Annotated in this window: 11 protein-coding genes and 1 tRNA gene; 4 read left to right on the top strand and 8 right to left on the bottom strand. The window is 44.0% G+C overall.

Annotation, left to right across the window (positions count from 1 at the left end):
• Window positions 1-175: 175 nt before the first annotated feature.
• The 5 genes from MuYL_RS06875 to MuYL_RS06850 form a co-directional block, all read right to left on the bottom strand.
• Window positions 176-745 (bottom strand): YceI family protein, encoded by a 570-nt coding sequence (locus tag MuYL_RS06875; protein ID WP_094569824.1) that lies wholly within the window; start codon window positions 743-745, stop codon window positions 176-178.
• Window positions 746-747: 2 nt separating this feature from the next.
• A complete protein-coding gene (locus tag MuYL_RS06870) occupies window positions 748-1,239 on the bottom strand; it encodes a hypothetical protein (RefSeq protein WP_094569823.1) in 492 nt (163 codons plus the stop codon).
• 4 nt (window positions 1,240-1,243) lie between these two features.
• On the bottom strand, window positions 1,244-1,765 hold the full coding sequence (locus tag MuYL_RS06865) for a hypothetical protein (protein ID WP_094569822.1): 522 nt from the start codon (window positions 1,763-1,765) through the stop codon (window positions 1,244-1,246).
• Window positions 1,766-1,860: 95 nt separating this feature from the next.
• Window positions 1,861-2,967: a helix-turn-helix domain-containing protein gene (locus MuYL_RS06860; protein ID WP_157740663.1), complete on the bottom strand. Its 1,107-nt coding sequence runs from the start codon at window positions 2,965-2,967 to the stop codon at window positions 1,861-1,863.
• Window positions 2,968-3,847: 880 nt separating this feature from the next.
• Window positions 3,848-4,588, bottom strand: coding sequence for an SDR family oxidoreductase (locus MuYL_RS06850; protein WP_094569820.1), 741 nt, complete (start codon window positions 4,586-4,588; stop codon window positions 3,848-3,850).
• Between the two features lie 141 nt (window positions 4,589-4,729).
• Here MuYL_RS06850 and MuYL_RS06845 point away from each other — a divergent pair, with 141 nt between their 5' ends.
• Window positions 4,730-5,299, top strand: coding sequence for a Crp/Fnr family transcriptional regulator (locus MuYL_RS06845; RefSeq protein ID WP_157740661.1), 570 nt, complete (start codon window positions 4,730-4,732; stop codon window positions 5,297-5,299).
• Window positions 5,300-5,589: 290 nt separating this feature from the next.
• Here MuYL_RS06845 and MuYL_RS06840 read toward each other — a convergent pair whose 3' ends face one another.
• Window positions 5,590-5,928: a zinc ribbon domain-containing protein YjdM gene (locus MuYL_RS06840; RefSeq protein ID WP_094569818.1), complete on the bottom strand. Its 339-nt coding sequence runs from the start codon at window positions 5,926-5,928 to the stop codon at window positions 5,590-5,592.
• A gap of 98 nt (window positions 5,929-6,026) precedes the next feature.
• Between MuYL_RS06840 and MuYL_RS06835 the strand changes: the two genes are divergently transcribed.
• Window positions 6,027-6,416, top strand: a complete 390-nt coding sequence (locus MuYL_RS06835) for a hypothetical protein (protein WP_094569817.1) — start codon at window positions 6,027-6,029, stop codon at window positions 6,414-6,416.
• A 40-nt stretch (window positions 6,417-6,456) separates the two neighbouring features.
• Here the strand turns inward: MuYL_RS06835 and MuYL_RS06830 are convergent.
• Window positions 6,457-6,529: transfer RNA gene (locus MuYL_RS06830), tRNA-Phe, on the bottom strand.
• A gap of 229 nt (window positions 6,530-6,758) precedes the next feature.
• Here MuYL_RS06830 and MuYL_RS06825 point away from each other — a divergent pair.
• Together MuYL_RS06825 and MuYL_RS06820 are read left to right on the top strand one after the other, a co-directional pair.
• The gene (locus MuYL_RS06825) at window positions 6,759-8,060 is read left to right on the top strand and encodes a (Fe-S)-binding protein (RefSeq protein ID WP_094569816.1); all 1,302 of its coding nucleotides are present in this window, start codon (window positions 6,759-6,761) and stop codon (window positions 8,058-8,060) included.
• Between the two features lie 175 nt (window positions 8,061-8,235).
• A complete protein-coding gene (locus MuYL_RS06820; RefSeq protein ID WP_245845845.1) occupies window positions 8,236-9,003 on the top strand; it encodes a (Fe-S)-binding protein in 768 nt (255 codons plus the stop codon).
• A 68-nt stretch (window positions 9,004-9,071) separates the two neighbouring features.
• On the opposite strand, the gene MuYL_RS06815 is transcribed toward MuYL_RS06820, so the two are convergent.
• Complete coding sequence (locus MuYL_RS06815) at window positions 9,072-9,554, bottom strand: hypothetical protein (protein WP_157740659.1); 483 nt, start codon at window positions 9,552-9,554, stop codon at window positions 9,072-9,074.
• Window positions 9,555-9,562: the final 8 nt, after the last annotated feature.

Here is a 9,562-nt window from a genome sequence, read left to right as displayed (position 1 = left end):
AAAATTGATAAAAACACGTGGTTTAGATCTACATCAAACTTTAAAAAACGCCAGACTGTATTTATAAACAAAAATCCCGGCTGCTTTAAAACCGGGATTAGTTCAAATCTTTTTAGCTGTTTAAGAATTCTTAAAAATATGCTTCGAACCAGCGACAAAAGCAATTTATTCAAACTTAAGTATCGGTCTGGCGGTACACCATATTAATGTCCAGATCAAATTCGTTTTTGATAGCGTAGCTTCCCAAGTCCTGAAAATAAGACTTGGAGTTGTACTTGATGTTAAACTTGGTGCGGTCTATTTTAAGTGTTGCTTTTAAGATGATGTAATCGCCAGCTTTGGTGATGGTTATTGGCGTTGCGATCTTTTGACTGATGCCCTTTATCGTCAGGGTTCCGGCCACCGTATTACCGTTAGCCGCTGAAAGTGTAAAGGTAGCCTCCGGATAAGCGGCAACATCAAAAAAATCTTTGCCTTTTAAATGCGTTTCCATTTCGGAATTGGATTGGCTGAGTGTAGGCATATCGATGATCACCTTACCTGCAACCAGCAGTTCGCCATCAAGTGTCAGCGTTCCGGATTTTACTTTAACTGTGCCTGATGGCGAATAGCCCCCAGCCTCAGCGTGGCCGGTCCACTTAACCATACTTTTATTGGCATCAGCCGAATAGGTAAGCGGTGCGGCATAACGGAATGAAAACACTAACAGCAGTAAAGGCAGTATGAGTAGTTTTAGGTATTTCATGATCAATTGGCTTTAAGGTTTAAATCGTTTCGGGTGAACCAGACGGTACTGCCTGCATAACAAACCTCTTTTTTACGGGAGTAGCTGGATGTGCCGATTACGTAAGTGAACCTAAAGGACGCCTTTTTATTATTGTCGCTACCCTCTTTGGTGGTCACAAACCTGAGCGTTCCATCCTTCTGCAAAATTCTTTCTTTTAGGGTTTCTCCATCTATTTGAGTTCCGTCCCTGCTGATAACGATCTCGTCTGTACTGTTATGCGAAGCCTCTTTTGGGTACTCGGTAAGGAAGTTGTAAATTCCGGCACCTTTAACAGAACGAGTCACGGCAAGCCTGGTTTCTATCGGTTCAATCTTATTTGTCGAATAGTCCAGGTAAGTTAAAGTTCCGAACCATTTTTTACCGGTAAGTCTGTCCAGATCATTAGATTTCAGCATAGCTGTTGTTTGAAACAGCGCCAGCAGCACGCAAAAAGTAAAAAGTAGTGTTTTCATAATCCTAATTTTTATCAGCTGTTTTTAATTGTCCTTCAGTTTCAACAAGTGCGATGCCTTTGTATATTCGCCCGTTTTTATCTTTTGCCAAAACAAACCAGAGCGCATCCCCGGGATATAGGGCATCCCCATACCTGTAATTTTTCAGGAATGTATATGCCTTCCCCGTTTTCAGGATTCCGCCGGGGCAGTTAAAGAACTTGGCGAAGTCTTCCCTGTTAAGATCGATATTAGGCGTCCAGCCCTTATCTTTCCACCAGATATAACTTCCGGCGGCAATTACTTCTAGCTCGCCGGCTTCAGTAGCTATGCGGGTGGAATGTTTCCAGATATATTTACCGGGAAAGTCTACCGTATCGCTATTGAATTCCGGCCATACGGGAGTCGGACTGTGATAGATGTTGATACCTGCCGGGATGTTTCTGAGCCGGTCGGGCAAAAGCCTGGCATGGTCGGTCCAGGTCTGCTGTGCCACCAGGCGTGTGGCGCTGCATAGCAGCAGGAGTAGGATAAAACGTGTTCTCATTTGTGTTTCATTTAATGACAGCACAAAGATGAGCGCGCCATTTCAAAACAAAGTGCCGGGTCATGTTTTGGCACGTCCCGATTCCGGATTTGGGACTAATCAGCAATAAAATCAGATGGTGCCTTGCCTGTAAACGTTTTAAAAATACGATTGAACGTGGTTTTAGAATTGAAGCCTGACTCCATGGCCAACCCCATGATGGTTAGTTTGGCCAGGTCGCCCGACTTGAGGCGGCGCTTTACCTCCTCAACGCGGTAGGTGTTTACATAATCATTAAAGGATTTCTCAAAGCCGACATTGATATGGCGCGAAACCACTTTACTGTTGAGTTTGAGTGCATCCGCCAGTTCATCCAATGTAAGCGTTGGGTTAAGATAAAGCCGGTCGCTTTCCATGGCTGCACTAATTTGCTGCAGGATAACCGGGTCTGCCGAATACGTGGTTTTCAACTGACCAATGCCCCCAGGCTGTTCCCGTTGATAGTTAACCGCCGAAAGATTGGACTGCCGCCAGCCCGCTACACCTAATACCAACGCCACTACGCCAAGTATTTCTACAGAGTAATCATAGTTAAAATAAATACCGTAATAATCCCGCAGGATAATCTCAACAAACCATTGAAGGCACAACAGCAGCAACACACCTAAAATAGCCTTGAGCCAGTTCAGCCGGATCCTGGAAAGTTCTGAAAAATTATTAGCTACCCAAGCCTGGTAATTCCGGAGCAGCCGGAAGGACAGCAACAGGTAAACGGTCATAGAGATCCACGTACCGTCAAACTCAATGCGATAAGTGTATTGCCGGTGCACATTTTCCCAATACCATGACTTGACCGGATACGAACAGCAGGTGAGGAAAAGATACAGGCTTGCCTGCACCGCTACCGGTATAAAATGAAGCAGATCCACCCGCCGGAAGCGGAATTCTTGACTGATGAGGGACCTAACGTAAAACCAGATGAGCGGACCGAAACTGAAGGAATAAAAAATAGGCAAAAAATACAGGTTGGGCCGTTGCCGGTAAATACGTGCAATCCGCATAAAATCATCGGTTAACCATAATGCGATGACTATGATCAGAATCGCCAGGATGCGTCCTGAGCGTTTGTTATTGGGCGCAAACCATAATAAACCTGCCGCAAAAAGCGACTGGGAAATGACCACAGCGAGCAAAACAACGACAATGTTGAATGAGATTTGCACAGTACCAATATAATCAGATTATTTTTATGTACCGGTTACAAAACTGGAAATTGAAATCTGAATTGAGAAGTTACACAACTTCACTAAAGAAACAAATCTCCTGTTTCTTTAAATTACTTTGATTAATAAAACTAAATCGCGTAAGAATAATCCATGAATAGTTGAGTTTAAGCATAAAAAATCCCCTTAATTAACACTAAAGGGCTTTGTTGTGGTGGCGACTATGCAAATTCCGAACCATTTCCTGTCTGATTTACGTCTAATAGCGGATTTAGGCTTACAAATTTGCGGGTTCAGATCGGGTTTTAATCTTAGTTGAACGAATTCCGGTATTCCAATCCGTGTCGGATTTTATAAAAAAGGCCACAACGCCGTGATCAAATAGCAGCGTCCGGCTGTAATATTGCGCTGTCCATTTGCTTTGTTAAGGCTTTAATGGATCTATTAGCCGTTTGTAAACGTTTCTAACACCTCGTACATGCCAGGCTCAAAACTGGCAATTTCCATGGCTTGTTGTAAAATGGAGAGACATCCGGGTTACTTCGCATCACGTTGTAATTGCCCATGCTCCCCCATTGCGCATACATGGTCACCTTTTTGCCGACCAGGCTACGGTAATGACTTGATGAAATAAAGCCAGGCTGCTTTTTACCAGTTTGTGTAGCCTGTGTTAGCAGGCTAATCAGTTTTTGCTAATCAGCAGGATCAACTGTAAAAACATTGATGAATGTAAGGCAATTACTTCCTTTTGCTATGATTGCCATGTAAACTACTGATAATAAATGGTATAAGCAACTGATATACGTAAATTCGGATGATTTATTATGAAGATTTTCAATTTAGCGACGCTGTGGCCGTCTGAATATTAAATCATTATAACTTAAACCAACGCAGCCCCACCATCGGTAATAAGCGACTGCCCTGTAGTGTATGGTTGTTTCATCAGGTAAACAAAGGCCTGCGCTATGTCTTCTGCCTCGCCTACACGTTTTAATAGCAATGTACTTTGCAGATAATTGTAAAATCCCTCGCGGTCTGCTTCGGGCAAGTTATTCCATAGGTTTGTTTTTATAACACCCGCAGCAATGTTATTAACCCTGATGGGTGCAAGCTCAATTGCCATTGCGCGTGTAAAAGCATCCATCGCACCGCAAATGGTGGCGCCAAGACTATAGCCTTTACTTGGCCGCTGGCCAAAACTGCCGCTCATCAGCGTGATAGAGCCGCCTTCATTAATATGTGGCGCGCCATATTTAATGGCCGCAAACGCGCCCCAAAAGCGTATGGTAAAAAAGTCTTTTGCTTTTTCAATGTCAGTGTCGTGAACTATATCACTGGTAATGTTTTCTCCTGCGGTGTACACCATATGGTCAAAGTTGCCAACTTTTTCAAAAAAAGCACAAATATGCTGCACATTGCTAAAGTCAACAGCGTAACCTTCGCTCGCCGGCGGTAATTCAGTTAATGCCTTATCTATTCTGGCCCGATTGCTTGAAACTATCACCACGTTTGCTCCTTCATCGCCAGCTGCCTTTGCTGTAGCCAACCCTAAACCCGAACTGCCACCTAAAATTATCACCTTTTTTCCGGCCAATTGGTTTCTTTTACTTTGATTTTCCATGATCTTGATCTTTTTGTTTTTATTTTTGGAGCTACAAATGTCCTTGAAATTGAAATGATGGCAATTACCATATGGTAAAAACTTCACCCATTACAAATCGGGTATTTTTTAATTAGTTCCTTTACAAATACAATGGTACCCATGGAACCTCTTTTGGCTTTTCTTCGTTCGTTCAGGCCAATCAGCGCCGAAGAAGCGGCGATCATCATTGCGCATTTTGAGGCAAAACATTTTGAAGAAGGAGAATACCTGTTCAGGGCAGGCAGGGTATGTAAAGACTTTTTCTTCATAACTTCTGGGATCTTGCGAATTGTGACCACTAACGATAAAGGAGTGGATGTAACTCATTATTTTATTGGAGAAAATCAACTATGTACCATATTGAAAAGTTTTAACGAAGAAACGATAGCAAGAGACAGTATCCAGGCTTGCTGTGCTGTTCGTGTTTTATCCATAAATAAAAGAAGCTTGTCCGGATTATATCAGAAACTGCCTTTTATGGCCGATCTGGTCAATCAGGTGAACCAGGAGCGGATGCTGGAGAAAATACGAATCAAAAACGCCTATTCGGGGGAAGACGCTGCCCAAAGATATAAGGTTTTTATTGCCGAACAAGCGGATATAGCTTATCGTGTTCCGCTCAATTATATTGCCTCTTACTTAAACATAACACCGCAATCCTTAAGCAGGATCAGGAGAAACCGGGGATAGTTTAATAGTGATATTATAAATTTAATGTATAGGCTTTTACGCCAAATTGATTAAAAAAAGCCCTAAGAAATTAATCTGAGGGCTTTTTTTGTGGTATCAGCTGGGATCGAACCAGCGACACAGGGTTTTCAGCCACGATATTTCAAGCTTGTGATCGTCATGCAGCCCCCCATTAGCAACAGACAAAACGATTACAAAAAATATTATAACGCACTCTGATTCTGATAGGTAAGGGCCCCTTTTTGTTCTGAATTGCGGACCATTGAGTAGTCCAATTTCCGGAATGAGCGTCAGGCTTTTTTAACGAATTCTGATTTGAGCGCCATCGCGCCAAAACCCTCTATCTTACAATCGATATTGTGATCGCTGTCCACCAAACGGATGTTTTTGACCTTGGTGCCAGCTTTGACAGTTTGGGAGGTTCCCTTTACCGGCAGGTTTTTGATCGTCACTACCGTATCGCCGTCCACCAGGATATTGCCGTTGCTGTCCTTTACGACAAAACCTTCCTCAACTGTCGTCTCTTCCGCAGCTTTCCATTCATGCCCGCATTCCGGACAAACCAGCAAGTCTTCAAGTTCATAAGTATAAGGCGATTGGCAAATCGGGCATGGTGCAAGTTCAGTCATGGCAATAATTTATTGAGGCGCAAAGGTAATAAATCTTAATCCCTGAAAAAATTGAATAAGCACGGCGGGCTATTTTAATACAACAAAAACTTACGACCATGGAAACGACCGATCCCCAAGATTCAAAAGTGGTAAGTAATGAACAAACCAGCCCGGGTGTTTTTGAGCCTGGAAAGGATGCCGCTGACCAGGAGGATTATCCCGAAACCGGCGCGAAAACCTTGAGCAGTGCGGAAACTAACAGCAGCGATTTGGAAACCGAACCGCTGGACGATGAAGATAAAACACCTGTAAACTATTTGACCATGGCAAAAAATGAGATTGTGAGCCGTATAGACCGCAAGGGCAAGCCTCCGGGCAACGACCAAGGGAACGAGACGCTGCAGGAAGCAGCAGGCAAAACGGATGATATCGAAAACCTGAACACCCTCGCCATCCGAAGTTTCCAAACTTCGGATCAATATGCCCGTAGTCTCAAATTACCGTAAACAAAAAAGCCCTCAGAAATTAATCTGAAGGCTTTTATTGTGGTATCAGCTGGGATCGAACCAGCGACACAAGGATTTTCAGTCCTTTGCTCTACCGACTGAGCTATGATACCGACCGTTTAAGGACTGCAAATGTAGCGTTTTTTTTGTCTTTTGATATTTTTTTTTGAAAAAACTTATAACCCACTGGTTTCTTGGCAGATTAAGTTTAAAGCCACCCCTCCTTATTTAAAAAACTGGCTGCCTACAGCTAAATGATGACCTTATTCGCCGCAAACCACCAAAATCATTTGTCTGTTTCAACTTAAAAACTAACTTTGAAAAAATTACTATGCACGCATAATGATTACACAAATCCTGTTTATCATCATCCTGGCTGCCGCAGTTTACCTTTTCAGTAAAAACGCAGCTAAAGTAAGGCGTAACATTTTGCTGGGCCGCCCTGCCGACCGCTCGGACAACCCCGCCCTGCGCTGGAAGACTATGGCGAAGATTGCGCTGGGACAAACAAAAATGGTAAAACGCCCGTTTGCCGCGGTAATGCACTTTTTTATCTACGTTGGCTTTATCATCATTAACCTTGAGGTAATGGAGATCATGATCGACGGGATCTTCGGCTCGCACCGCATTTTCGCAAAACCTTTGGGCAGCCTGTATGGCCTGCTGATTGGTGGTTTCGAAATTCTTGCGCTTTTGGTGCTTACCGCCTGCGTAGTTTTCTTGTGCCGGCGTAACATCGCGCATTTAAAGCGGTTTAGCGGTGCAGAGATGACCAAATGGCCAAAATCCGATGCTAACTATATCCTTATTATTGAAATCCTGTTGATGACCGCATTTTTAACCATGAACGCGGCAGATCATAAATTACAGCTGTTAAACTTTGGGCATTATGTAAAAGCGGGCAGTTTCCCGGTAAGTTCTTTTCTTGATCCGCTATTGCCCAACAGTGCAGCTGCGCTCGAAATGATTGAACGCGGTTGCTGGTGGTTCCATATTATCGGCATCCTGGCGTTTTTAAATTACCTGCCCTATTCCAAGCATTTTCATATCCTGCTGGCTTTCCCAAACACTTATTATTCAAACCTGCACCTTAAAGGCGAATTTACCAATATGGCATCGGTAACCGGCGAGGTAAAGGCAATGCTTGACCCTTCGTTTGTACCGGAAATTACCGCGGAGCCTCAGCGTTTTGGGGCCAAAGACGTAACTGACCTTACCTGGAAAAACCTAATGGAGGCTTATACCTGTACAGAATGCGGCAGGTGTACGTCGGTTTGTCCGGCCAATATAACCGGCAAGCTGCTCTCGCCGCGTAAAATAATGATGGATACCCGCGACCGCATTACCGAGGTGGGTAACAACATTGACAAGCATGGCAAGGATTACAGCGATGATAAAACATTGCTGGATAATTATATCACCCGCGAGGAACTTTGGGCCTGTACCACCTGCAACGCTTGCGTGGATGCCTGCCCGGTAAACATTAACCCGCTTGAAATTATTACCGAAATGCGCCGATACGTAGTGATGGAAGAATCACAGGCTCCTGCAAGCCTCAACAACATGTTTGGCAACATGGAAAACAACGGCGCACCATGGAAATACAGCCCGGCGGATAGATTGAACTGGGTGAAAGAGTCTTGAGTTAATAGTCCATGGTCGATAGTCCATGGATTTGAAATTATAAAAAATACGTCCATGGTCTGTCGACCATGGACTAAATAATAAATCCGAAATGGAAAATTCAAACGGCGAAGCCCTCTTGAACACACTTGAAAAACAAGCAATAGTGAAAAAATCCGAAATCATCATCCCTACCATGGCCGAAATGGCTGCTGAAGGTAAACAACCTGAAATATTGTTTTGGGTGGGATGCGCAGGCAGCTTTGATGAACGGGCACAAAGGATAACACGTGCTATTTGTAAAATTCTGAACCATGTAGGCATCAGTTTTGCCGTTTTGGGCACCGAAGAAAGCTGCACCGGCGACCCGGCCAAACGGGCCGGTAACGAGTTTTTGTTCCAGATGCAGGCCATGGCCAACATACAGGTATTGGATGCTTATCAAATTAAGAAAATAGTAACCGGCTGCCCGCATTGTTTTAATACCATAAAAAATGAATACCCAGGCCTTGGGGGCAATTACGAGGTGATCCACCATTCGCAGCTCATCCAGCAATTAATTGACGAGGGCAAGTTAAAAGCCGAAGGTGGTGAAAGCTTTAAGGGTAAAAAGATAACCTACCACGACCCTTGTTACCTGGGCCGCGGCAACAACGTTTACGAAGCGCCGCGCAAAGCGCTGGAAATACTTGATGCTGATTTGGTTGAAATGAAACGCTGCAAAAGCAACGGACTGTGCTGTGGTGCGGGCGGTGCTCAAATGTTTAAAGAACCCGAAAAAGGCATTAAAGACATTAACCTGGAGCGAATGACCGACATATTGGAAAGCCAGGCAACTGTTGTAGCGGCTGCCTGCCCTTTTTGTATGACCATGCTGCGCGATGGCGTTAAACACGAGAACAAAGAGCAGGAGATAGAGGTATTGGATATAGCCGAAATTACGGTTAGGGCTAACGGGTTATGATGGGTTAAATTACCCCTGGCACACTTCACGTGCGAATGGTGAAGAAATCCGGCGCAGTAATAGCGTAATTACAATCCTTTCGACTTAAAATAATTCAAAGCTTCCTTTAAGCTGTCCAGTCTTTCCGGTTCCATGTTTTTAACAGGAATGTTGAGTACGGTAGTCATTGAATCTACATCGCCTTTCCGGTCGTTGCGGGTTTGCACTATTATATCGTCGGCTATAGTTCTTAATTGCAGCGTGCCTACAGCGGTATTGCCCACATAGTCAAGGTCATTAAGCTGGTGCAGGTTAAATGAGTAATATTCTTCCTTGCCTTTTGCATAGGTTTTGCGCAGGCGGATAAAAGCGTCAGTCGTGACAGAAAATTCAAACTTTTTAAGCTTGGGATCGGCAGAAGAATCGTACGACTGCATCAGGCATTTATTGGTCCATAGTTGCCAATCCGGGCCGGTCATCGCGCTTTTGAAGCAATAACTTGTACCCACCGCAAAAAAAATGGCTGCCAGCAATATTTTTTTCTTTATTCCGCACATATCTGATCTTAACATGACAACAA

Source organism: Mucilaginibacter xinganensis (genome assembly GCF_002257585.1).
Lineage (GTDB): Bacteria > Bacteroidota > Bacteroidia > Sphingobacteriales > Sphingobacteriaceae > Mucilaginibacter > Mucilaginibacter xinganensis.
The sequence above is the reverse complement of the archived record's forward strand: the minus strand, read 5'-3'. Positions and strand labels throughout refer to the sequence as shown.

Coding starts and splice junctions, on each gene's coding strand:
- MuYL_RS06835 (WP_094569817.1), top strand. CDS start 6,027: ATGGAAACGACCGATCCCCAAGATTCAAAAGTGGTAAGTAATGAACAA.
- MuYL_RS06825 (WP_094569816.1), top strand. CDS start 6,759: ATGATTACACAAATCCTGTTTATCATCATCCTGGCTGCCGCAGTTTAC.
- MuYL_RS06875 (WP_094569824.1), bottom strand. CDS start 745: ATGAAATACCTAAAACTACTCATACTGCCTTTACTGCTGTTAGTGTTT.
- MuYL_RS06850 (WP_094569820.1), bottom strand. CDS start 4,588: ATGGAAAATCAAAGTAAAAGAAACCAATTGGCCGGAAAAAAGGTGATA.
- MuYL_RS06870 (WP_094569823.1), bottom strand. CDS start 1,239: ATGAAAACACTACTTTTTACTTTTTGCGTGCTGCTGGCGCTGTTTCAA.
- MuYL_RS06840 (WP_094569818.1), bottom strand. CDS start 5,928: ATGACTGAACTTGCACCATGCCCGATTTGCCAATCGCCTTATACTTAT.
- MuYL_RS06815 (WP_157740659.1), bottom strand. CDS start 9,554: ATGTTAAGATCAGATATGTGCGGAATAAAGAAAAAAATATTGCTGGCA.
- MuYL_RS06845 (WP_157740661.1), top strand. CDS start 4,730: ATGGAACCTCTTTTGGCTTTTCTTCGTTCGTTCAGGCCAATCAGCGCC.
- MuYL_RS06820 (WP_245845845.1), top strand. CDS start 8,236: ATGGCCGAAATGGCTGCTGAAGGTAAACAACCTGAAATATTGTTTTGG.
- MuYL_RS06865 (WP_094569822.1), bottom strand. CDS start 1,765: ATGAGAACACGTTTTATCCTACTCCTGCTGCTATGCAGCGCCACACGC.